The following is a 21,763-nucleotide window of genomic DNA, read 5'->3' as shown; positions in this document are numbered from 1 at the left end:
GGGGGTGACCACCCGGTACATAGATCGATCCTTGAGTTACACTGGTCGGAAACCATCTTGCCGTGCAAATTCATGGACTTCAATCTGCAAGCGTACCAAGCCGATCACTTGTTGCACCTCAGCGTCAAACCCCAGCGCCGCCTCACCGTGCAGGAGAATGACCAGCACCGCTGGCTGGAGATAGACGGTGTGGTGCAATCCGCCATGTCGCTCGCCGACCCCGCAGCCCTCTGTCTGCCCCATCAGCGGGTCATCGCCTGCCTGCTGCCGGAACAGGCCGGGCAGATCCTCGAACTGGGGTTGGGTGGCGGTGATCTCACCCGCCATCTGAGTCAACGCTGGCCCTCGGCTCACCACGAATGCGTCGATCTCGACGAAGAGGTGCTGACCGTTTATCAGCAGTTTTTCCAGCATCAGGAGAGCGATGAACGCGCCGCTCCGGCACTCCATCAGGCCGATGCCCTCGCCTTTCTGGAGCAGAGCGAGCAGCAGTACGACCTCATCCTGCTCGATCTCTTCAGTCAGGATGGCAACCCGCTGCTGCTGTTTCAGGAGCGGCTCTACCGGGCGCTGGCTCCCCGCCTCTGCGGCACTCTGGTCATCAACCTGTTGCCGCGCACCGAACTGGAGCTAACCCACGCCCTGACGCTGATCGAGCAGTGGATTGGCCCGGCTACCCCCTATCCGGTCGCAGGGCTCATCAACGTGATCGTCCACGTCATACCGCGGGATCAGGCATCCTCAGACCTGTAGCCAGAAGGTAACCGGGCCGTCGTTGACCAGCGCCACCTTCATGTCGGCGGCAAAACGCCCGGTTTCGGTCGGGATGCCGCTGGCAGCAGCCTTCGCCACGAAGTAGTCATAGAGGCGTTCGGCCTCGCTCGGGTGGGCACCGCAGGAGAAGCTGGGGCGCATCCCGCTCTTGGTATCGGCCGCCAGGGTAAACTGGGAGACCACCAGCAGGCGGCCACCGATCTGGCTGACATTGAGGTTCATCTTGCCATTCTCGTCGGAGAAGACCCGATAGCCGCTCACCTTGTGCAGCAGTTTGTCGGCCTTGGCCTCGTCATCCCCCTGCTCCACCCCGAGCAGCACCAACAACCCCTGACCGATGGCGCCGGTCACCTCCCCCTCGACAGTCACGCTGGCCTCGGAGACCCGCTGAATCAGTGCAATCACATCCCTCTCCTCTCAAAACAGAACGACCGCCCCGGCTCGATTGCAGGGGCGGTCGTCGATGCTACCAATAAACCGGTGGCCAAGGCGATGGCTTAGCCAAGCTCCTCGCTCGCCGGTTTCTCGTACTCGCCGAGGCAGGCGGTGGTCTCCGCACCAAGCAGCACCACCAGCCAACTCAAATAGACCCAGACAAACAGGATCGGGATGGTGGCCAGCGCGCCGTAGATGGCCTGATAGGAGGGGAAGCTGGTGATGTAGATGGCAAAACCGCGCTTGGCCAGCTCGAACAGGGTCGCCGCCACCAGCGCGCCGATAAAGGCGTGGGCCAGCCGCACCTTGCAGTTCGGCACCACGGTATAGACCAGCAGGAAGGTGAGCACCGAGAAGAGGAACGGCAAGCCTCGCAGCAGCAGATAGCCGATGCCGAACAGGCTCTCGGCGCCAAACAGCCGCAGCGAGAAGATGTAGGAGGAGATGGCGATACTGGCCCCGATAAGCACGGGCCCCAGGGTGAGGATCATCCAGTACATGGCGAAGGCCTGCGCCAGCGGGCGGCCCTGGGTCGAACGCCAGATGTAGTTGAGGTTCTTGTCGATGGCGGAGATCAGCATCAGCGCCACCACCACCAGCGCCCCGATCCCCACCGCAGTGGTGTTGGTGGCATTGGCGACGAAGCCGTCGATGTACTCCTTGAGCACCTCTCCCGCCGTCGGCACGAAGTTGTGGTAGACGAACTGCTCCATCGCCTGTTTGAGGCTCTGGAACACCGGGAAGGCGGACATCATGCCAAAGACCACGGCGATCATCGGCACCAGCGAAAGCAGGGTGACATAGGCCAGATAGCCGGCGGTCACCGTCAATCTGTCCTGCTGGAAACGGCCCCAGACAAACTGGGCAAAGTGGCGACCATCATGGCGCAAGAAGGAGAGGGCGTGGGCCAAACGGCCGCTGACAGGCTGCTGCATCTTGATTCTCGTTAGCGTCATAGTGGCAATATTGTGTCAGAGGAGAGCGCTGTTTGACCACCTTTGAACCCGATTTGCCCCCATCTCCCCCAACCTGTCACCCGTATGGCGTCTCTGGCTGTCGCCAGAAGCAGAGATAAAAACGGCCCCGCCATGGGGGCCGTTTGCAACGCCGGATTACAGCATGTAGTCCGCAGGCAGCTCGATGCGGGCGACGCCGGAGGCCACCGCCGCCAGCGCCACGGCGCGGGCAACCCGCGGCAGCAGACGGGCATCCATCGGCTTGGGAATGACGTAATCCTTGCCGAAGGCGAGCTCGCTCACCCCGGCGGCGGTCAGCACCTCGGCCGGCACCGGCTCCTTGGCCAGCGCACGGATCGCCTCGACCGCGGCAATCTTCATGGCATCGTTGATACGGCTGGCACGGGCATCGAGGGCGCCGCGGAAGATGAAGGGGAAGCAGAGCACGTTGTTGATCTGGTTCGGGTAGTCGGAGCGACCGGTGCCCATGATGAGGTCGCTGCGCACCCCGTGGGCCAGCGCCGGCTTGATCTCCGGGTCCGGGTTGGAGCAGGCGAAGATCACCGGATTGGGCGCCATCAGGGCGACCGCCTCGGCGGGCAGCACATCGGGGCCGGAGACACCGACAAACACATCCGCCCCTTCGATGACATCCATCAGGGTGCGCAGCGGGGTCTCGTTGGCGAAGCGCTGCTTGTACTTGTTGAGATCGCTGCGGCCGGTGTGGATAACACCCTGACGATCCAGCATGAAGATGTTGTGCGCTCTGGCGCCACACTTGATCAGCAGGTCCATGCAGGCGGTGGCGGCAGCCCCCGCCCCCATGCAGACGATGCGGCTGTCGCTGATGAGCTTGCCCTGGATCTCCAGTGCATTGAGCAGACCGGCAGCGGTGACGATGGCGGTACCGTGCTGGTCATCATGGAACACCGGAATATCGCAGCGCTCGATCAGCGCCTGCTCGATCTCGAAACACTCCGGCGCCTTGATATCTTCCAGATTGATGCCGCCGAAGGTATCGGCGATAGCCGCCACCGTGTCGATGAACTGCTGGCTGGTCTCGTGCTTCACCTCGATGTCGATGGCGTCGATGCCGGCGAAGCGTTTGAACAGCAGGGCCTTACCCTCCATCACCGGCTTGGAGGCCAGCGGCCCCAGATTGCCCAGACCCAGAATGGCGGTGCCATTGGAGATGACTGCCACCAGATTGCCTTTGCCGGTATAGCGGTAGGCATCGGCCGGGTTGGCGGCGATCTCGCGCACCGGCTCGGCAACACCCGGGCTGTAGGCCAGCGCCAGATCGCGGGCGGTTTCGGCTGGCTTGGTCAGGGCGATGGCAATTTTGCCCGGTACGGGCTGGGCATGGTAATCGAGTGCTTCTTGACGCAGATCGGACATGGGGGACCCCGATGTGGTTGGTGCAAATGAGGTGCCGGCAGGGGGCACGCAGAAGGGCGGGGATCATAAAAGAAAGCGGTGGGCATGCCCAGCAGATCATGCTGCCATTAGCCAGATCAGACCAGTTCGCTTAGCACCATCCCCTAGCCACAGATACCACTTTAGTTATAGATCCTGCACTGCAGGTGCAAAAAATGGCGGCAAGTTGCCCTGCCGCCGTCATGTGACCCTGCGTGCCGATTACTGACCCGAGTAGACCGGCAGCAGGTTCGCCATCGCGAGGAAGTGGAACAGTGCGGTCGCCAGTCCGAACAGGATCAGCAGCCAGGCCACCAGCTTGCCACCCGGGGTGACGAAATGGGGGGCTGCGCTGCCACCGGCAGCCCGGGCGCGGAACTTCAGCACCAGCAGCGCCGGAATGAGACAGGTCCACACTGTGGCCACCGCGCCGGCATAACCGATGGCCAGCAGGAAGCCGAACGGGAAAAGCAGCGAGAGCAGCAGCGGTGGCAGGAAGGTAACAGCCCAGCTCTTGCAGCGACCGGCACGACTGTTGTCGAACTTGAACAGATCCGCCAGATAGTCGAACACCCCGAGCCCCACCCCGATAAAGGAGGAAAGAATGGCCGCCATGGAGAAGCCGTTGATAGCGCTGGCCACCTGCTCCGACTCGATGACACCGGAGAGCGCCTTCAGCAGCACGTTCACATCGCCGCCCTGGGCAATCACGGGGGCGAACTCCTGACGGGGCAGGTTGCCGAAGATCCCCAGCAGCCAGAGCACATAGAGCGCCAGCGCGATCAGGGTTCCCCCCAGAATCGCCCACTTTGCCTGCCGTTCGTTCTGGTAGTAGGCGCGCAGGGAGGCGACCGAGTGGTGATAGCCAAATGAGGTGAGCGCCACCGGCAGCATCGCCATGGCATAGGGGGCGTAGTGACTCTCGCCACCAGCCAGATCGAGCAGGGTCGGCAGCTTGATATGGCCGAGCAGACCGGTCACGCCGAGGGCGAAGCTGATGATCATGAAGGCGATCAGCACCACAGAGATGCGGTCAACGGCGCGGGTCGAGTGCCAGACCACCAGCGAAAAAACTGCCACGAACAGCACGGAAGCGAGCTTGCTGTCGATCCCCAGAATCCCCTGCAGGATGGCGCCGGAGGAGGTGATGTAGGCGTAGAGCAGAATGCCGCCGACAAAGTAGACCGAGAGATTGTTGAAGAAGTTGAGCCGCTCCCCCAGCAGTTCGCGGGTCACGGTATTGAAGGAGACGCGCATGTCGTGGTGCTGGAAGGCTTCCAGCAGCATCCAGCCGGAGAGGGTCATCATCACCATGGTGACGGTCAGTGCCAACACCGACCAGAGGGTCCAGGCCCCCGCCCCCGAACTCGGCAGACCGAGCATGCCAGCCCCCACGCAGACGCTGGCGATAATGCAGGCGCCCCCCAAAATTGACGGTTTTTTCTTCATAATCCCTTCTTTTTCTGACTGGTTATCTATCCGCGGTAAACAAGACCGCGGCATGATGCCAGCCTTTGCCCGGGGAAGCACCTCAATATGGGCCAAAGGGAGGGCCTGACGTGTACAGCCAGCGCCATCCGAGCGAAGAAAGGAGGCTCAATCCATTACGGGGATCCCGGCTTTCGCCTCCGCCTCTCTGGCGATAGCCTCGGTCATCCCCTGAAAGATGAAGAGGTGGAACGGCAGCATGGCGAGCCAGTAAGCCAGCCCCCAGGCGCCCTGCGGATGCCAGTGAGCGGTGACCCGGATGCGGGTCAACCCGGACTCCTCCGGCAGGATGTTGAACTCCAGCCGGCCGACGCCCGGGGCCTTCATGTTGAACAGCAGATCGAGCCTGCGCCCCTCATCCACCCCGAGGATCTGCCAGGAGTCGAGCATGTCACCCTTCACGAAGCGATCGGGATTGGTGCGACCCCGGATGCGTGCCGGGCCGCCGATCAGGTGATCCATCCATTCGCGCACCACCCACAGCTGGTTCATGTAGAAGTAGCGCTTCTCGCCCCCCAGCCGCTGCAACACCTGCCATACCACCTCGGGGGAGGCGAGACAGATGGCATCGCCGCTGGCAGTACGGTCATAGAAGCCATATTCGGGATGGCGCCAGCGCAGGCCGAGCGGCGTCTCCTGCCCCTGCTGCTCGGCCCCCAGCTTCTGCTCCAGCGCCAGACTCTCCGCCAGTGCCTCGTCGAAGCTGAGCAGGGTCTGTGGCAGCAGGGCACGCAGCGGGCCGTCATCGGCCGGAATATCGTGCTTGAGACCGCCCACCAGCGCCTTGGCCACCGGCTGCGGCACCGAGGTGACAAACTGCAGCCACCAGGCGGAGAGACGCGGACTCAGAAACGGGATGGGAATGATGGGACAGCGTTTGCCGATATGGGCGGCGAACTTCTGCAACTGCTGTTGATAGCTGAGCAGTTCTGGGCCGACCGCATTGAAGATGCGACCATCCACCTCGTCGGCTTCCACCAGCCCACCCAGATAGTGCAGCAGGTTGGACAGCGCAATCGGCGGCGTGCGCGAGCGCACCCATTTGGGCGTCACCATCAGCGGCAGGTTGAACACCAGATCCCGCATCACCTCGAACGCCGCCGAGCCCGGGCCGATGATAATGCCTGCGCGCAGCTCCACCGTCGGTACGCCGGATTCACGAAACAGCTCGCCACAGTGGCGGCGGGAGTTGAGATGGCGACTGTTGCACTGCTCCGGCTGGATTGCCCCGAGATAGATGATGCGGCGCACCCCGGCGGCGCGGGCGGCGGCAGCAAAGTTCTTCACTCCCTGCTGCTCCAGCCGGTGAAAATCGGCCCCCGCCCCCATGGCATGCACCAGATAAAAAACGGTATCGATGCCCGCCAGCGCAGGCAGCAGGGTGATGGGCTTGAGGCTGTCGGCGAGGCGAAACTCGACCCCCTCAGGCAAGCGGCAGGGACGGCGCGCCCCGGCAATCACCCTGTAGCCCAACGTTTGCAGGTGAGGCACCAGATAGGAGCCTATATAGCCCGCCGCCCCCATCACCAGACAGTTTCTCATCCTATCTCCCCTTTCCATTGTCGTCCCGGCCACCGGGCTGGCAACCTGAATGCCCATCATCCAGCCTCACCGTCACTTTGCAACATGGAACTAACAATTCTGCCTGTTAGTCCGATTTGGTGTTAATCCCGGTTCATTCTCTGGTCGATAACTGACCAGATGTATAGCGCCGAGGGCGAAGATATGCGCATCGATCACTACGACCTCCAAGGGGAGGTGCAATACCGGCAGCAACAGGCGCAAGCCCGCAAGGTGCGCAGACTGGGACCGGTCACGCCACAGGCCAATGGCGTCAACGGGACGGCCGCCACACCGTCATCCGGCGAGCAGCGAACTACCCTGATGCAAGCCAGTGCCCTGACGCTGCAAGCCAGCAGCCGGAGCAATACCCAGACTCCCCCGCAGACGACAGCCGCACCAGCCAAAGCGGAGGGGAGTAAATATCAGGAGGAGAACGGCGTTCCCAACGACGGGCTCGACAACCACCAGCGGCTTATCAAGCTGATGATCGAGGCGATGCTGGGCCACGAAATCGAGCTGCCGGATCCGATCAAACCGACCGACCAGAGCGCGGAGGGGGTGAACTCCCCGACGGGCGACGGCAGTCAACCCGCCGCCGAACCGGATCAACTGGTGGAAGTAACCGACAGCCTGCTGCAAAAGGAGCAGCTCAACGTAGTCGCCTCGGCCAGCATAGAGACTCAGGATGGCCAGAGCCTGCAACTTGATCTCGGTTTTGTACTGGACTGGCGCCAGCTCGATATCAGCAAGCGCCGCACTACCCTCAATGCCCTCAAGGATCCGCTGGTGCTCAGTCTGGATGGAAAAATCGCCGGCCTGACCGACGCCCGGGTCAAGTTCGACATTGATCAGGATGGCAAAGAGGATAGCCTGCCGGGCTTGAGTGAAGGCAGCGGCTTTGTGGCGCTGGATCGCAACGGCAACGGCACCATAGACGATGGCGGCGAGCTGTTCGGGGCCCGCTCCGGCAACGGTTTTGGCGAGCTGGCAACCCTGGATGAGGATGGCAACGGGGTGCTGGACGAGCGGGATAGCCAGTTCTCGGCGCTGCAGTTCTGGCAGCCGGAGCAATCCCCCATCGCCCTGGTGGAGCTGGGGATCGGCGCCATCCTGCTCCATCCCCTCGACACCCCCTTCAACCATCTGGGGGAAAGCGGCAATCAGGGGGTGCTGCGCCAGTCCGGTCTCTATGTGACCGAGCAGGGCAAGGGAGGCTGGGTGCAGCAGGTCGACCTGCGGGTCTGACCCCTGCACCCGCATGGCAAACCCGGTCGCTGACGAAGCGCGCCAGCGACCGCTTCACCATCAGCGACAAGAGCCTGACTCAGTTCAGCTCGGTGGGGTCGATGTCGAGGCTCCAGCGTACCCGCTTGGTCTCGGGCCACCCCTCCAGCTCCTTCACCGCCCAATCGAGCAGCTGGGCCAGTGGAGCCCGGTTCGGCCCCTGCACCAGCAACTGCATGCGGAACTTGCCCGCCTTGCGCTCCATAAAACCGCTGATGGGCCCGAGCACCTGAACATGGGGATAGCGGGCGCTGCGCAGGGTATCGGCGAGACGAGCGAGGAACAGCTGCACCTCGTCACGGCCGTTGGCCTCGGCCCGAAACAGTCCCTGATAGCTGAAAGGCGGCAGCCCCAGCAGGCGGCGCTCTTTCAGCGCCGTATCGGCGAAGTGGCCGTAACCGTTCTGGGTCAGATCCTGCAGCAGGGCGTGCTCCGGATGGTGGCTCTGCAGCACCACCAACCCGGGTTTGCTGGCACGACCGGCACGGCCCGCCACCTGGGTGTAGAGCTGGGCCAGCTTCTCGGCGGCGCGAAAATCGGCACTGAATAGCGCGCCATCCACATCCAGCAGTCCGACCAGCGTCACATCCGGGAAATGGTGGCCCTTGGCCAGCATCTGGGTACCGATCAGGATCTTGTACTTGCCCGCCTTGATGTCACCGAGGTGGGTCTCCAACTCCCCCTTGCGACGGGTGTTGTCCCGATCGATACGCACCACCGGATATTGCGGGAACACGGTGCTAAGCAGCTGCTCCAGCTGTTCGGTGCCAACCCCGGAGCCGATCAGCTCGTTGCTGCCGCACTCGGGGCAGTGATGGGGCAGCGGGCGCACGCTGTCGCAGTGGTGGCAGTGCAGCCGTCGCCCGGCCTGATGCCAGGTGTACCAGGCATCGCAGCGCTCGCAGGCGGCGCTCCAGCCACACTGGTGGCAGATCAGGGCCGGGGCATAGCCGCGGCGGTTGAGAAACAGCATCACCTGGTTGCCCGCCGCCAGATGCTCCGCCATCAACTGCTCCAGCTGAGGGGAAAGCCCGGCCTGCAGTCGCACGTTCTTGATATCCAGGATCACCTGACGGGCGGTCTGGGCATTGCCGGCGCGGCGAGTCAGGGTGAGATGGTGATACTTGCCGCTGCGGGCGTTGTGCAATGTCTCCAGCGACGGGGTGGCCGAGCCAAGCAGGATGGGGATCCCGGCACGATGAGCCCGCATCACCGCCAGATCCCGCGCGTGGTAGCGAAAACCGTCCTGCTGCTTGAAGGAGCCGTCGTGCTCCTCGTCGATGATGATGATGCCGAGGTTGTGAAACGGGGTGAACACCGCAGAGCGGGTGCCGATCAGGATGGCAGCGCCGCCGTCGCGGCAGGCAAGCCAGGCATCGAGCCGCTCCCGATCGTTCATGGCCGAGTTCATCGCCACCACCGGCACGTTGAAGCGGCGCCGGAAGCGGTTGATGGTCTGCGGGGTGAGGCCGATCTCCGGCACCATCACCAGCGCCTGCTTGCCCGCCTTGAGCAGCGGCTCGAGGATGCTCAGGTAAACTTCGGTCTTGCCGGAACCTGTGATGCCGTCCAGCAGGAAGGCACCGAACTTGTCGCTCTGGCTGGTAACGGCAGAAACGGCCAGCGCCTGCTCGCCGTTGAGGCGCAGCCCCTCCCCCGGTTCAAAACGGGCAGCCCAGTCGCCGTCGTGACTCGGCTCCAGCGAGCGCTTCTCCAGCAGCCCCTTCTTCTCCAGCGCAGTGAGTGCGGCGCTCTGGATCTCCTCCTGCTTGAGGGCGGAGGGGGTCTGCGGCCCCTTGCGCAGCAGAGCGAGCGCCTGCTGCTGCTTGGCTGCCCGCTTGAGTTCATTGAGATCGATGGCCATGCCGGCCTCGGTGGCAAACCAGAACTCCAGCTCGCGATAGGCGGCCGGCTCCCCCTTGCGCACCAGCACCGGCAGGGCGTGCGGCAGCACCTCTCCCAACGGGTGCTGGTAGTAACTGGCGCTCCAGTTCATCAGCGCCAGAATGTCGGGCCCCAGCACGGGGGCGCTATCCAGCACCCGCTTGATGGGTTTGAGCTTGTTACGCGGCACCTGGCTGTCGGCCGGGTGCTCCACCACCAGCCCGACCAGGGTTTGCGGGCCGAAAGGGATCTCGACCCGACAACCGGGAGCAGGTAACGGCAGGGGGGAGAGATAGTCGAAATGACGGCGTAGCGGCACCGGTACAGCCACACGAACCAGATCCAGCGTTTGGGAAGAATTCACCAGAGGTTGCCTATTTTTTCTGCGAAGCCACTTGCCTGATCTCAGGCATTTCCTATATTATTCGCAGCCTTTGAAACTGTGTTCAACAATCGTGTGGTGTCCGACAAGAGATCGGATGGCGACACGGCCTATTACTTTGAGGTTGTCCATGAAAGCTGGTATCCATCCTGACTACGTAGCCATCACCGCCAAGTGCTCTTGCGGTAACGTCATCAACACTTTCTCTACCATCGGTAAAGATCTGAACCTGGACGTGTGCTCCGAGTGCCACCCGTTCTACACCGGCAAGCAGAAAGAAGTTTCTAGCGGCGGCCGCGTAGACAAGTTCAACAAGCGTTTCGGTGCGATGACTTCCAAGAAGTAATTCTACTTCTGACGAATTCTGAAAAAGACGCCTTATGGGCGTCTTTTTTGTTTCTGTGGTCTTCCAATCATTCACGTTTTTCGCCAGTCAGGCTCAGTGCCCACGCTCGCGCACCCTGCGCAGATAGACATATCCCTCCCCCGGACTCCCCCAGCGCGCCTTGCCCGCCAGATCATAAGCCCGATCCAGCAGTCTGACACTGTTGGGACCAATCCAGACATGCTGCACCAGCGTGCTGGCGCCACCGAAATCGGTAGCGCAGTGACCAACCCGGGTATGACCGGCATATTCACCGGATGGCGTGCGGCTCAACCAGATCTCGCAGCCACGACGCAGAGATAGTTGCTGGGGGGTGAGGCTATCGAGCAATTCCGGGTTGTGCCAGGCGCCGGCAAAGTCGGTGGCCCGCGGCATGGTCAGTTCGGCCATCAGAATGCGTCCGTCAGGACTGGGGGAGAAACGATAGATCCGCTGGCGGAAGGGGCGAACGGCCCGCAGGGTCAGATACTGCTCGGCATAGACCCAGCGATAGCCCTGATAGCCACGCCAGATCTCCACCAGACGCAGTTCAGCGCTGGTAAAGCGATCGTCGTATCGCGCCTGCTCCTGGCTCGAAAAATCACCGCTGAACCAGCTGAGCAGCGGCTCCATGCCGGAAATAGTGGCCCGGGACGATACTCCTGCCGATACCAGACAGGAGCAAAATAGCCCGAATACGGCCACCAGCAACTTTGTCATCGAATCCTTCCGAATCATCATAGTGGCGGCGATTATATGAGCGAAGCTGTTCAATAACAGCCATTACGATCAAATCATTGCCACTCTGGTGAAAAAACCTCGCAAGGATGCCCGCCCGATCACTAAACCCGGTATTTCGCGACCGCCTGATTCAGCAGCTTGGCCTGCTCGTTCAGCCCCTGACTGGATCTGGCATTCTCCGCCGCCATGGCGCTCGACTCCTGCGCAATGTCGCGGATGTTGTTGACGTTGCGATTCACCTCGTTGGCAACCAGGCTCTGCTCCTCGATCGCCGCCGCAATCTGGGTGCTCATATCCATGATGTGGGTAACATCCTGGGTGATCTGCTCCAGCAGCGCCCCCGCCACGTTGGCCTGATCGGAACTGCGACTCCCCTGCTCGCGGCAGGTCGCCATCACCTCGACGATACTGCCGGTCTGCTTCTGCAGCGAGCTGATGATGCCGGCGATCTCCTGAGTCGATTTCTGGGTACGGATGGCAAGGCTGCGCACCTCGTCCGCCACCACCGCAAAACCGCGCCCCTGATCCCCCGCCCGTGCCGCCTCGATCGCCGCGTTGAGGGCCAACAGGTTGGTCTGCTCGGCAATGCCGCGGATCACGTCCAGCACCGAGCCGATAGTCTCGCTCTCTCTTTGCAACTGACCAACCTCGCGGGATGAGTGCTCGAGATTGTCAGCCAGCAGACGGATCTGGTCGACGGTGTTCTCCACCGCACTGCGCCCCTCCATCGCCTTGTTGTTGGTCGCCTGGGCATTGTTGGCGGCCTGCTCGGTATTGCGGGCGATCTCCTCTATGGTGGAACCCATCTCGGTCGAGGCGGTGGCCACCATGTCGGTCTCCTGCAGCTGGCGAGCAGCTCCCTCGCTGGTACGTTTAACGTTGTCCGAGAGGTGATCTGCCGCCTCCGTCAGGGTATGCACGCTCTGCTTCACATCGCCAATCAGGTTGCGGAAGCCGCCCAGCATCACATCGAGGTTACCCGCCAGTTGAGCCATTTCATCGGCCCCCTGCAGCTCGATCTTGAGGCGCAGGTCATTATCCTGGCGAATGCGATTGACGGTATCATTTACCCGGCTAATGGGACGATCGATGCTGCGACCCAGCAGTACGCTCATGACTCCTATCAGTACGATGATCACCCCGCCACACATCAACATCAGGGTATTGAGGCGAGCAGTCTGCTGATCCAGCTCACCGGCGATATGCTGGTCGACGGCAGAGAACACCTGCTCGGTCTGATGAACCAGACCCCGCATCTGGTTGCGCAGCCCTTCATCCTCATTCAGCCCCAGCACCTGCATACCCTGCACCAATGCGACAAAGTCCTCCCGATACTGATTGCTGGCCTGCTCCAGCTTGCCGCGGTCGGCTTCCGGCAAGACGGCCAGACTCTGCTGAAAACTCTTGTGCAGAGTTTGGAAACGGTCGAGATACTGGACATCGGATCGCAGCATGAAGTCTTTCTCCGCCCGTCTCAGCTGCAGTATGGTGATGAGCAACCCCTGCTGATCCAGCTTTTTGAGGCCATCTTCCACTTCATGCACGGCAGTCCGCAGCTTACCATAGAGCCCATCCTCCGGCCCCAGACCAATCTTCTGCTGCTGGGCAACCAGCTCCAGAAACGCCTTGCCGTAAGCCGCCATCTGCTGATCCAGCCTGGCCAGATCGGCATGCACCGCAGCCAGGTTGTCGTCACGGCCCAGGGTCTCGTCCAGCTGGTGGAACTGCGTCATGACCTCATTGAAATGGTTAACGAAGCTCAGATCCTTGCGCAGCAGGAAATCCTTCTCGGCCCGCCGCAAATTGAGCATGGCAATCTCCAGCCCGTCCACATTGCGCTGGGCTTGTGTCAGGCTGCGGGTAACCTGGCTCGAATAGATAAAGAGGCCGCTCAGTACCACCATGGCAATCGCAACCAGTACGGTATTCAGAATCAACTTATGACGGATCAGCACGATGCACCTCTCACCTGTACGGATGAACTGCATTGAGCTTATGCGGAAAACGTTATCCCTGTGGCTGTTCAAGGAATATTCATTGAAATGCCGGTCTCACTCCTTATACTGGATCCACCTGTTTCCAGCCGTGGATTTGACACTATGGAATACAATACTTCAGAACTGTGCGACATCTATCAGGACATGGTGGATGTGCTCGAACCCATGCTTTGCTCCTTCGGCGGCCGTGCCTCTTTCGGCGGCGTCATCACCACCGTCAAGTGCTTCGAATCGAACGGTCTCATCCGTGAACTCGTCAAAGAGAACGGCGTTGGCCGGGTGCTGCTGATCGATGGCGGTGGCTCCATGCGCCGCGCCCTGATCGACAGCGAAATCGCCACCACTGCCGCTGAAAACGAGTGGGAAGGAATTGTCTGCTACGGCTGCGTCCGCGAAGTCGATATCCTCGAAGATCTCGACATCGGCATTCAGGCGCTGGCGGCCATTCCGGTCGGCGCCGACAGCAAGGATGTGGGGGAAACGGATCTGCCGGTCAATTTTGGCGGAGTCACCTTCCTGCCTGACGATCATCTCTACGCCGATACCACAGGGGTGATCCTCTCCCCCGAGGCACTCGACATCGAGTAAGCCACAGACAGAGTGACGACGGGAGCCTTGGCTCCCGTTTTTTATGTCTGTAACTTGCTGAAAAATGACAAAAAAAGAGGGCCAGATAAACTGGCCCTTAACTGGAAGCAATGTGAGCAATGTCGTGCCTTCACAAGAAGTCCATCACGTTGGAACGGATGAGGCCTTTCCCGGAAAACAAGTTAACGATAATCATTCTCATTTAATTGAGCAAGCTTTATTTGCCAATCAGGCAAAAAAATTGGCCACCGTTGAGGGTGGCCAATTTCATCAGGCTTGTCGGACTGCGGATTGCAACCCGGGCAATCCTGCCTCTCCAACCAGCTTGCGACTGAGATAGCGCAACAGCACGCCGTAGAGCGGCACGAACAAACCAAGGCTAATCAGCAGCTTGAACACATAGTCCACGGTCGCGATCTCGACCCAGTGCTCCGCCATGAAGGGGTCGCTCGTGCGCCAGAAGGCCACGCTGAAGAAGGCGATGGTATCGACCATGTTGCCAAACAGGGTGGAAGCAGCTGGCGCCACCCACCAGTGCTTGAGCAGGCGCAGGCGGTTGAATACCACCACGTCCATAAACTGACCCACCAGATAGGCCATAAAGCTGGCCAGCGCGATACGTGCCACAAACAGGTTGAATTCAGCCAGATGGCCAACCCCCTGGAAGCTCCCTTCAAAGAAGAGTACGGAGAGCGCATAGGAGATGGCCAGTGCCGGCAGCATCACAGTCTGGATAATCTTGCGCGCCAGACCGGCACCGAAGATCCGCACCGTCAGGTCGGTCGCCAGAAAGATAAACGGGAAGCTGAACGCACCCCAGGTGGTGTGAAAACCGAAGACGGTGATAGGCAGCTGAACCAGATAGTTGCTGCTGGCAATAACGAGGATATGGAACAACGACAGGCGAACGAGCGCCGTTTGGTACTGCTCAGGGGTCAGATTCATCTTGTGACCTTTTTGGTTAATGGGGTTAGGGAACCCATATCGCCACCATTGGCGATAAGCGAAGCGCGAGATTATACGCCCCGCACGCGATAGTTCAATCTTTATGCTGTCTGGCAAGCCAGAGCAGCGCCTCCCGATCTTCAGGGCGCCCCGCCTCCAACCAGCAGCCGCTGTAGTGCTCAAACTCCAGTCTGAACTGGCTCCCCTCGAAATCCAGCAACCAGCTATGGCGATCGGCACCGACATCCCGCTCCAGTGGATGCAGCTCCCACGCCTGCAGCAGCGCCCCGGCCAAGGCCGGAAAAGTGTCCCAATCGAGAGCGGGACACGCCAGCATGACAACTCCGGCATCGCTATCTATCTGCTTGATCTGCCATCTCATTCCAAATCTCTCAGCTGCTGCAGGAGAGCTCGCCACCGCAATACCATGCCGGTTGTGGGGTAGCGAGATCCTCATATTCGGGTTGCTCATCATAGGGGCGTTGCAAAGCGGCAAACAAGCGCTCGAACGGCTGCATATCGCCCGCCTCGGCAGCATCGATCACCTGCTGGGCCAGCGCATTGCGCAGCACATATTTGGGATTGATGGCATCCATCCGCGCCTTGCGCATGGCATCTTCGCTTTCTTCGCGCACCAGCCGCGCCCGATAGTGCTCCAGCCACTGCTGCCACGCAGTGGGGTCGGCTAATAACACCAACAAGGATGCCGGCCATGTCCCCTCTCCCGTCACCTCACCGAGACGGCGCAGGAACAGGTGGTAATCCACCTTGTGGGCCGCCAGCAAACGGAACAGCTCGCGGAACAGCGCCGGGTCATCCTCCTCCCACACTGCCAGCCCGAGTTTGGCCCGCATCAGTTCGGAGTAGTGCAACATCAGCTGCTGTTCGTACTGGGCCAACGCCACAGCCAGCGCATCACCGTCGACATGCCCCGCCAGCGCCTGCGCCAGCTTTTGCAGATTCCAGTAGCCGACCGCAGGCTGCTGATCCAGCGCGTAACGACCCGCCGGATCCGAGTGGTTGCAGACAAAATCGGGCACATAGGCATCGATAAAGCCGTAGGGGCCGTAATCCAGCGTCAGGCCGAGCAGCGACATGTTGTCGGTGTTCATCACCCCGTGACAGAAGCCCGCCGCCTGCCATTTGGCAATCAGCCGCGCGGTGCGTCGCACCACTTCGGCAAACAGTTCGGCACCACTCTCCTGTTCGGGGAAGTGGTGGCGCAGCAGATAGTCGATGAGTGGCGGGATCTTCTCTCCCTGCCCGCTCCAGGCGAAATACTCGATATGGCCGAAGCGCAGATGGCTGGGGGCGGTGCGCAGCACGGTCGCCCCGGTCTCCACCTGTTCGCGGTAAACGGGCTCCTGGCTGCCCACCAGCACCAGCGCCCGGGTGGTCGGTATGCCAAGGGCATGGAGCGCTTCGGAGGCCAGATATTCGCGAATGCTCGAGCGCAATACGGCGCGGCCGTCACCAAAGCGGGAAAACGGCGTCTTTCCTGCCCCCTTCAGATGGAGATCCCAGCGCAAGCCATCGGGCGCCAGCTGCTCACCCAACAGCAGTGCCCGGCCATCGCCAAGCCTTGGGCTATAGCCGCCGAACTGATGGCCGGCATACACCTGCGCCACCGGCTGCATGCCGGGCAGCAATTTTCCCTCACCACAGCAGGCGATCCACTCAGACTCGCTGACGCCTCCCAACCCCAGCTCATCCAGCAAAGCGCGGTTGAGGTGAAGTAGCCGGGGTTGTTGTAGCGGCTGGGGCACCACAGGTTCACAGGCCCAGGGCAGTTCGCTCGCAAAAGTGTTGATCAGCTTCATGGTTGTGCCATTCATCCCTGAGTATGCTCGTGTCAATCTTTATACTGCCGTCAGCAGGCTGTCCGCCAACCGGCAATCCTCATTTGTTCAATTCAAGGAGAAGAAGATGCAAAAGTGGCTTTATGCCCTGCCCCTGCTGGCTCTGGCCTGGGTTCATCAGGTCAAGGCAGCCGATATCGAAGCGGGCAAGACCAAAGCGGCCGTCTGTGCTGCCTGTCACGGCGTGGAAGGCAAGGCGATAATCCCCAACTACCCCCATCTGGCCGGGCAGAATGCCGCCTATCTGGTGAAACAGCTGAAGGCTTTCAAGGATGGCAGCCGCAAAGAGCCCCTGATGGTTCCCTTTATGGCGCCGCTCACCGATGCGGATATGGAGAATCTGGCGGCCTATTACGCCAGCCTCAAGTAATCTGCTGCACCCGGCTGTCGGGCGCCTCCCCGTTGGCGAAGCATCCATTCGGCCGTGCTTCGCCAAGCTTTCTTACCTTCGGCAATAGTCGATGATCAGGTCCATAAAGGCTTCCCCGAAACGCTCCAGCTTGCGGTGACCGACGCCGTTGACCGCTAGCATTTCCTCCTCGGTCATCGGCATCAGCTGTGCCATCTCCACCAGTGTGGCATCGTTGAATACCACGTAGGGCGGCACCTCTTCATCTTCGGCAATCTGCTTGCGCAGGGCGCGCAGCTCCTTGAACAACCGCTTGTCATAGTTGGCATTGTCGAGCAGACCGTTGCGCTTCTCCTTGCGGCTGGAGATAGGCTGCAAGCGGGGCACTGCCAGCTCCAGCTTCACCTCGCCACGCAGTACCGGACGGGCCGCTTCGGTCAACTGCAGCACCAGATTGCGGGTGATGTTCTGGGTCAGCAGCCCCTTGTGGATCAGCTGGCGGATCACGCTCATCCAGTATTCGTGGCTCTGATCCTTGCCGATGCCGTAGGTCGAGAGCTTGTCGTGGCCGTGATCCTTTATGCGCTGGTTCAGCGACCCGCGCAGCACCTCTACCACATAACCCACCCCGAAATTCTGCCCCACCCGCCAGACGCAGGAGAGCGCCTTCTGGGCATCTTCGGTGCCATCATAACTTTTGGGCGGATCGAGACAGATATCGCAGTTGCCACAGGGCTTGTCGTTGTACTCGCCGAAATAGTTGAGCAGCACCTGACGGCGGCAGGTCTGCGCCTCGGCAAAGGCGGCCATCACGTTGAGCTTGTACTGCTCCACCTGCAACTGCTGGGGGTTCTCGATGTTGTCGAGCAGGCGGCGCACCCGGCCGATATCGGCGGGATCGTAGAGCAGCAGCGCCTCGGCGGGAGTGCCATCGCGCCCGGCGCGACCGGTCTCCTGATAGTAGGATTCGATGTTCTTCGGGATGTCGTAGTGCACCACGAAGCGCACATTGGGCTTGTCGATGCCCATACCGAACGCCACCGTCGCCACCACGATCTCGATGTCGTCCTTGAGGAAGGCATCCTGGGTCTGCTGGCGCTGCTCGAGCGGCAGCCCCGCATGATAGGGCGCCGCCTTGCAGCCGTGGCGGGATAACCGCTCGGCCACCTCCTCCACCCGGTTGCGACTGGAGCAGTAGACGATGCCGCAGTTGCCCTTCTGACTCTGCACGTAACGCAGCAGCTGCTCGGCCGCCTTGAACTTCTCCACCAGGCTGTAGCGGATATTGGGACGATCGAAGCTGGCAGTGTGGATAAAGGGAGCGTTGAGTTCCAACCGGTGCAGCATGTCGCTGCGGGTCGCCTCGTCGGCGGTGGCGGTGAGAGCTACCACCGGCACCTGTGGGAACCACTGTTTTAGCCGCCCCAGCGCCGCATACTCAGGCCGGAAATCGTGGCCCCACTGGGAGACGCAGTGCGCCTCGTCGATGGCGAACAGCCCGAGCGGCAGCTCGGCCAGCCGGTCCATAAACTCGTGCTGCAGCAAGCGCTCGGGGGAGACATAGACCAACTTGATCTCGCCACGACGCATGGCAGCGAAGTTCTGGATCATCTCCTCCCGACTGAGGGCCGAGTTGATGTAGACCGCCGCTACGCCGTTGGCGCGCAGGCTGTCGACCTGATCCTTCATCAGCGAAATAAGGGGAGAGACCACCACCCCGAGCCCGGGCCGCAGCAGTGCCGGGATCTGGTAGCAGAGCGACTTGCCACCACCGGTGGGCTTGAGCACCAGCGCATCGCGCCCCGCGACGATCTGCTCGATAATCTCGAGCTGACCCGGCCGAAACTGCTGATAGCCGAAGACCGCCTGCAGCAGGGCAAGCGGACTCTCTGGCTGAGGATCTGGCAGGGTTTCGGCAATCGCGGTCATGGGCTCTCCTTTGGGGTCGCCATTCTAAAGCAGCCGCCGCCCACAATAAACCTGCCATTGCGACTGTTAAAAAACTGTTGCAGACTGGCTGGAGCTTTTACTCGGCTTTGCAAACAGGGATCGGATTCAAGGAATGAAACAGATGCTCAAGAAGATGGCGCTCAGTGGCATTGCCAACCTGTTCGCCGAAAGGATGCCCTTCAACAAGCTGATCGGCATGCAGGTGACCCACTACGACTTCGACCGGGTGGAGCTGCGCATCAAGATGGAGGAGAAGCTGATCGGCAACCCCTTCCACAACATCCTGCACGGTGGCGTCACAGCAGCTCTACTCGACGTGGCGGGCGGCATGATAGTCGCGGCCTCCTGCATCGACGATCTGGAAGATTTCTCCCCCAGTTATCTCAAGGAGCGATTCTCCCGCCTCGGCACCATAGATCTGCGGGTGGACTATCTGCGACCGGGGCGCGGCAACGAGTTTATCGCCACCGCCCACATCATCCGGGCCGGCAGCAAGGTCGCGGTAGCCCGCATGGAGTTGCACAACGAAGAGGGGACCCATATCGCCTTTGGGACCGGCACCTATCTGGTGGGCTAAACGCCATTAATGCATAAAAAGCACTCTGCTAATCCACTTTTAATCATTAGATTCCCTAACCCCTCTGGCTAAAGCAGGTCCATACTCATAGTCGGGATTGTGTGCAGAGGGAGGATTGCAGGTGATGAGTGCGAAACTGGCCATCAAACCATCCAGAGCCTTGTTGACACAGCTCGAGTCCATGCTCGACGAGGTGCAGACACCCGAGTGCCGCCACTGGTTGGAACAGGAGCTTGAGGGGTATTCTCTCTCCTCACCCCTGCCTTGGTATCGCATCGTCCCCTGTCGGCAACGCGGTCACTTTCTGGACCTGAAGACGGGAAAATATTTGACCTGTCACATCAACAGTCAAACGCTAAGCCAACGCGATCTGGCCCAAATTCAGTTCATTTATGCCCGTGAACCCGCCGCCCACTATTTGCTGCAACGCAATTCCGGTATTGAGCCCTGGCCAGAACAGCTGCTGGAAGATTATCAGGAGCAGTTGATCCCAGGCCACCTATGCCTGCAAGCCTGGCATGAGCCCGTGATTTCATTACGTGAACAACTGATGGAGGGAATCGAACATTTTATTTGTGAGTACCCCAAACACGCGGCCTTGCTGCCCCAACACAGTTTAAAGGCCTTGCGGCATCAGCACTGGCATATCTGAACAAGCGCCTAGCGCGCAAGGAGGGCACCATAGACAAGAACCATAACGAGATTGCCACAATCTAGAGTGCCGGAGTCAGAATAGACTCCACCAACGGGCCACCAAGCGGTGGCCCTTTTAATATCTGTGGTTTTACTTCGGCCCCGCATACAACAAGTGAAATCACTCGGCCAATTGGCAGGTCGGCAGGTCGGCAGGTCGGCAGGTCGGCAGGTCGGCAGGTCGGCAGGTCGGCAGGTCGGCAGGTCGGCAGGTCGGCAGGTCGGCAGGTCGGCAGGTCGGCAGGTCGGCAGGTCGGCAGGTCGGCAGGTCGGCAGGTCGGCAGGTCGGCAGGTCGGCAGGTCGGCAGGTCGGCAGGTCGGCAGGTCGGCAGGTCGGCAGGTCGGCAGGTCGGCAGGTCGGCAGGTCGGCAGGTCGGCAGGTCGGCAGGTCGGCAGGTCGGCAGGTCGGCAGGTCGGCAGGTCGGCAGGTCGGCAGGTCGGCAGGTCGGCAGGTCGGCAGGTCGGCAGGTCGGCAGGTCGGCAGGTCGGCAGGTCGGCAGGTCGGCAGGTAAAGTGAATCGAGAAAACAGGAAAGCGAAATGCAAAAAGGCCGCTCTATTGAGCGGCCTTTTCAAATTTGGTCGGTGTGAGAGGATTCGAACCTCCGACCCCTTCGTCCCGAACGAAGTGCGCTACCAAGCTGCGCTACACACCGATGTCTGCGGGACGGGAATTTACCGAAAGGGCCGACCCGACACAAGCCTTTTTTGCATTTAAAGGGAAAAAAAGTGCCGTTCGCTCAACTATTCAGCACTCTTCGCCCCCGTTTACCGAAATGCAGCCGGATGGTGACATTCCACTAACTCTGCCTCAAGGCAAGCGCAGCGACTCGGGCCCCAGCAGACGACGTTGCCAGTCAGCGACGGTGCCGTGCTCCAGCCAATCCGCCGCATGCTGACGCCAATTGGGTGAGAGGGACGAATTCTCCAGCAGCAACAACAGATCCGCTTCGTTGCGCACCTGATTGAACAGGATATCGGCGGTGCGCTTTACCGTCAGCTCAGGGTAAGGCCTGTCCACCAGCTCCATGGTCGCCTCGGGGGCAACCATCCCCTCCTCCAGCACCCGCAGCAGCCAGCCACAACGGCCGCTCAGCTGCATCACCTGCGACATCTGGCCATAACCGAAACGCTGGTTGAGCTTGAAGCAGGGCGATCTCGGCTGACTTATCTGGATCAGTACCTCACCAAGTCGATAGACATCGCCAATACAGGCCTGCGTCTCGGTCAGACCGAGGCCAGAGAGGTTCTCGCCAAAGGCGGCGGGTTGCCAGGGAGTGCGGGGAGCAGGAAGACCCAACGCAGTTTGCCAGGTCTGCCACCAGGGATAATGGTCAGCTGGATAGAAGTGGAGCGCCCGATCCGGGCCGCCGTGATGACGCTGATCGCTCTGCTCGTCCTCTTCCAGACCGGCAAAGGTACAAAGAACCGGCACGGTCACCGGCTGCTTGTGGATGGCAGAGACAAGGCCGGGCACCAGTTCGGTGCCACGGCCGCTAAAAAGGGAGATCCGCATTCT

At 60.9% G+C, this 21,763-nt stretch carries 21 protein-coding genes and 1 tRNA gene; 7 read left to right on the top strand and 15 right to left on the bottom strand.

What is annotated here, in order from left to right; translation table 11 throughout:
* Positions 1 to 72: 72 nt before the first annotated feature.
* Positions 73 to 753 (top strand): methyltransferase domain-containing protein, encoded by a 681-nt coding sequence (locus tag BS300_RS16205; RefSeq protein ID WP_071914002.1) that lies wholly within the window; start codon positions 73 to 75, stop codon positions 751 to 753.
* Here the strand turns inward: BS300_RS16205 and dtd are convergent.
* The 5 genes from dtd to BS300_RS16180 all read right to left on the bottom strand — a co-directional run bounded on the left by dtd (position 742) and on the right by BS300_RS16180 (position 6,611).
* Positions 742 to 1,179, bottom strand: a complete 438-nt coding sequence (gene dtd / locus BS300_RS16200; protein WP_071914000.1) for a D-aminoacyl-tRNA deacylase — start codon at positions 1,177 to 1,179, stop codon at positions 742 to 744. The genes BS300_RS16205 and dtd overlap by 12 nt on opposite strands.
* A 92-nt stretch (positions 1,180 to 1,271) precedes the next feature.
* Entirely contained in the window at positions 1,272 to 2,144 is an 873-nt protein-coding gene (locus BS300_RS16195) for a virulence factor BrkB family protein (RefSeq protein WP_041209731.1), read from the bottom strand.
* A gap of 177 nt (positions 2,145 to 2,321) precedes the next feature.
* Positions 2,322 to 3,563 (bottom strand): malic enzyme-like NAD(P)-binding protein, encoded by a 1,242-nt coding sequence (locus BS300_RS16190; RefSeq protein ID WP_071913998.1) that lies wholly within the window; start codon positions 3,561 to 3,563, stop codon positions 2,322 to 2,324.
* A 240-nt stretch (positions 3,564 to 3,803) separates the two neighbouring features.
* The gene (locus BS300_RS16185) at positions 3,804 to 5,030 is read right to left on the bottom strand and encodes an aromatic amino acid transporter (protein ID WP_071913996.1); all 1,227 of its coding nucleotides are present in this window, start codon (positions 5,028 to 5,030) and stop codon (positions 3,804 to 3,806) included.
* Positions 5,031 to 5,177: 147 nt separating this feature from the next.
* Complete coding sequence (locus BS300_RS16180) at positions 5,178 to 6,611, bottom strand: DUF2867 domain-containing protein (protein WP_071913994.1); 1,434 nt, start codon at positions 6,609 to 6,611, stop codon at positions 5,178 to 5,180.
* Between the two features lie 159 nt (positions 6,612 to 6,770).
* On the opposite strand from BS300_RS16180, the gene BS300_RS16175 reads away from it, so the two are divergent.
* Positions 6,771 to 7,877 carry a hypothetical protein gene (locus tag BS300_RS16175; protein ID WP_071913992.1) on the top strand — a complete coding sequence of 369 codons (1,107 nt, stop codon included), beginning with the start codon at positions 6,771 to 6,773 and terminating at the stop codon, positions 7,875 to 7,877.
* A 79-nt stretch (positions 7,878 to 7,956) separates the two neighbouring features.
* Here the strand turns inward: BS300_RS16175 and priA are convergent, their stop codons facing one another.
* Entirely contained in the window at positions 7,957 to 10,164 is a 2,208-nt protein-coding gene (gene priA / locus BS300_RS16170; protein ID WP_083593507.1) for a primosomal protein N', read from the bottom strand.
* 148 nt (positions 10,165 to 10,312) lie between these two features.
* Between priA and rpmE the strand changes: the two genes are divergently transcribed.
* A complete protein-coding gene (gene rpmE / locus BS300_RS16165; RefSeq protein ID WP_033115620.1) occupies positions 10,313 to 10,528 on the top strand; it encodes a 50S ribosomal protein L31 in 216 nt (71 codons plus the stop codon).
* 93 nt (positions 10,529 to 10,621) lie between these two features.
* Here the strand turns inward: rpmE and BS300_RS16160 are convergent, their stop codons facing one another.
* Complete coding sequence (locus tag BS300_RS16160; protein WP_071913991.1) at positions 10,622 to 11,266, bottom strand: chromophore lyase CpcT/CpeT; 645 nt, start codon at positions 11,264 to 11,266, stop codon at positions 10,622 to 10,624.
* Between the two features lie 122 nt (positions 11,267 to 11,388).
* Positions 11,389 to 13,242 (bottom strand): methyl-accepting chemotaxis protein, encoded by a 1,854-nt coding sequence (locus tag BS300_RS16155; RefSeq protein ID WP_071914043.1) that lies wholly within the window; start codon positions 13,240 to 13,242, stop codon positions 11,389 to 11,391.
* Between the two features lie 144 nt (positions 13,243 to 13,386).
* On the opposite strand from BS300_RS16155, the gene rraA reads away from it, so the two are divergent.
* On the top strand, positions 13,387 to 13,872 hold the full coding sequence (rraA, locus tag BS300_RS16150) for a ribonuclease E activity regulator RraA (protein ID WP_021138460.1): 486 nt from the start codon (positions 13,387 to 13,389) through the stop codon (positions 13,870 to 13,872).
* A gap of 270 nt (positions 13,873 to 14,142) precedes the next feature.
* On the opposite strand, the gene BS300_RS16145 is transcribed toward rraA, so the two are convergent.
* From BS300_RS16145 to BS300_RS16135, 3 genes are all read right to left on the bottom strand, one after another.
* Entirely contained in the window at positions 14,143 to 14,817 is a 675-nt protein-coding gene (locus BS300_RS16145; protein ID WP_071913989.1) for a 7-cyano-7-deazaguanine/7-aminomethyl-7-deazaguanine transporter, read from the bottom strand.
* A gap of 94 nt (positions 14,818 to 14,911) precedes the next feature.
* Positions 14,912 to 15,199, bottom strand: a complete 288-nt coding sequence (locus BS300_RS16140) for a DUF3630 family protein (RefSeq protein ID WP_071913987.1) — start codon at positions 15,197 to 15,199, stop codon at positions 14,912 to 14,914.
* A 10-nt stretch (positions 15,200 to 15,209) separates the two neighbouring features.
* Positions 15,210 to 16,637, bottom strand: coding sequence for a YdiU family protein (locus tag BS300_RS16135; protein ID WP_071914041.1), 1,428 nt, complete (start codon positions 16,635 to 16,637; stop codon positions 15,210 to 15,212).
* Between the two features lie 106 nt (positions 16,638 to 16,743).
* Here BS300_RS16135 and BS300_RS16130 point away from each other — a divergent pair, with 106 nt between their 5' ends.
* Positions 16,744 to 17,046 carry a cytochrome c gene (locus tag BS300_RS16130; protein ID WP_071913985.1) on the top strand — a complete coding sequence of 101 codons (303 nt, stop codon included), beginning with the start codon at positions 16,744 to 16,746 and terminating at the stop codon, positions 17,044 to 17,046.
* 72 nt (positions 17,047 to 17,118) lie between these two features.
* Here the strand turns inward: BS300_RS16130 and recQ are convergent, their stop codons facing one another.
* On the bottom strand, positions 17,119 to 18,954 hold the full coding sequence (gene recQ / locus BS300_RS16125) for an ATP-dependent DNA helicase RecQ (protein WP_071913983.1): 1,836 nt from the start codon (positions 18,952 to 18,954) through the stop codon (positions 17,119 to 17,121).
* 133 nt (positions 18,955 to 19,087) lie between these two features.
* Here recQ and BS300_RS16120 point away from each other — a divergent pair, with 133 nt between their 5' ends.
* Positions 19,088 to 19,552, top strand: coding sequence for a thioesterase family protein (locus BS300_RS16120; protein ID WP_071913980.1), 465 nt, complete (start codon positions 19,088 to 19,090; stop codon positions 19,550 to 19,552).
* Between the two features lie 124 nt (positions 19,553 to 19,676).
* Positions 19,677 to 20,204: a hypothetical protein gene (locus BS300_RS16115; protein ID WP_033115627.1), complete on the top strand. Its 528-nt coding sequence runs from the start codon at positions 19,677 to 19,679 to the stop codon at positions 20,202 to 20,204.
* A gap of 61 nt (positions 20,205 to 20,265) precedes the next feature.
* Here BS300_RS16115 and BS300_RS21175 read toward each other — a convergent pair whose 3' ends face one another.
* The 3 genes from BS300_RS21175 to BS300_RS16105 form a co-directional block, all read right to left on the bottom strand.
* Positions 20,266 to 20,790 (bottom strand): AAA family ATPase, encoded by a 525-nt coding sequence (locus BS300_RS21175; protein ID WP_143241815.1) that lies wholly within the window; start codon positions 20,788 to 20,790, stop codon positions 20,266 to 20,268.
* Positions 20,791 to 20,823: 33 nt separating this feature from the next.
* A tRNA-Pro gene (locus BS300_RS16110) sits at positions 20,824 to 20,900 on the bottom strand.
* Positions 20,901 to 21,055: 155 nt separating this feature from the next.
* On the bottom strand, positions 21,056 to 21,760 hold the full coding sequence (locus BS300_RS16105) for an MOSC domain-containing protein (RefSeq protein WP_071913978.1): 705 nt from the start codon (positions 21,758 to 21,760) through the stop codon (positions 21,056 to 21,058).
* Positions 21,761 to 21,763 lie beyond the last annotated feature (3 nt).

This window comes from Aeromonas sp. SCS5 (genome assembly GCF_001887375.1).
In the GTDB taxonomy this organism is placed as follows: domain Bacteria; phylum Pseudomonadota; class Gammaproteobacteria; order Enterobacterales; family Aeromonadaceae; genus Aeromonas; species Aeromonas jandaei.
This window is presented reverse-complemented; position numbering and strand designations above follow the sequence as displayed.

What these genes read in the sequence shown, in the direction of transcription:
- BS300_RS16190 (WP_071913998.1), bottom strand. Translation starts at nt 3,563, where the DNA reads ATGTCCGATCTGCGTCAAGAAGCACTCGATTACCATGCCCAGCCCGTA.
- BS300_RS16195 (WP_041209731.1), bottom strand. Translation starts at nt 2,144, where the DNA reads ATGCAGCAGCCTGTCAGCGGCCGTTTGGCCCACGCCCTCTCCTTCTTG.
- BS300_RS16115 (WP_033115627.1), top strand. Translation starts at nt 19,677, where the DNA reads ATGAGTGCGAAACTGGCCATCAAACCATCCAGAGCCTTGTTGACACAG.
- BS300_RS16130 (WP_071913985.1), top strand. Translation starts at nt 16,744, where the DNA reads ATGCAAAAGTGGCTTTATGCCCTGCCCCTGCTGGCTCTGGCCTGGGTT.
- recQ (WP_071913983.1), bottom strand. Translation starts at nt 18,954, where the DNA reads ATGACCGCGATTGCCGAAACCCTGCCAGATCCTCAGCCAGAGAGTCCG.
- BS300_RS16160 (WP_071913991.1), bottom strand. Translation starts at nt 11,266, where the DNA reads ATGACAAAGTTGCTGGTGGCCGTATTCGGGCTATTTTGCTCCTGTCTG.
- BS300_RS16205 (WP_071914002.1), top strand. Translation starts at nt 73, where the DNA reads ATGGACTTCAATCTGCAAGCGTACCAAGCCGATCACTTGTTGCACCTC.
- BS300_RS16140 (WP_071913987.1), bottom strand. Translation starts at nt 15,199, where the DNA reads ATGAGATGGCAGATCAAGCAGATAGATAGCGATGCCGGAGTTGTCATG.
- BS300_RS16120 (WP_071913980.1), top strand. Translation starts at nt 19,088, where the DNA reads ATGAAACAGATGCTCAAGAAGATGGCGCTCAGTGGCATTGCCAACCTG.
- BS300_RS16105 (WP_071913978.1), bottom strand. Translation starts at nt 21,760, where the DNA reads ATGCGGATCTCCCTTTTTAGCGGCCGTGGCACCGAACTGGTGCCCGGC.
- BS300_RS16145 (WP_071913989.1), bottom strand. Translation starts at nt 14,817, where the DNA reads ATGAATCTGACCCCTGAGCAGTACCAAACGGCGCTCGTTCGCCTGTCG.
- rraA (WP_021138460.1), top strand. Translation starts at nt 13,387, where the DNA reads ATGGAATACAATACTTCAGAACTGTGCGACATCTATCAGGACATGGTG.
- BS300_RS16135 (WP_071914041.1), bottom strand. Translation starts at nt 16,637, where the DNA reads ATGAAGCTGATCAACACTTTTGCGAGCGAACTGCCCTGGGCCTGTGAA.
- rpmE (WP_033115620.1), top strand. Translation starts at nt 10,313, where the DNA reads ATGAAAGCTGGTATCCATCCTGACTACGTAGCCATCACCGCCAAGTGC.
- BS300_RS16175 (WP_071913992.1), top strand. Translation starts at nt 6,771, where the DNA reads ATGTATAGCGCCGAGGGCGAAGATATGCGCATCGATCACTACGACCTC.
- BS300_RS16180 (WP_071913994.1), bottom strand. Translation starts at nt 6,611, where the DNA reads ATGAGAAACTGTCTGGTGATGGGGGCGGCGGGCTATATAGGCTCCTAT.
- BS300_RS16185 (WP_071913996.1), bottom strand. Translation starts at nt 5,030, where the DNA reads ATGAAGAAAAAACCGTCAATTTTGGGGGGCGCCTGCATTATCGCCAGC.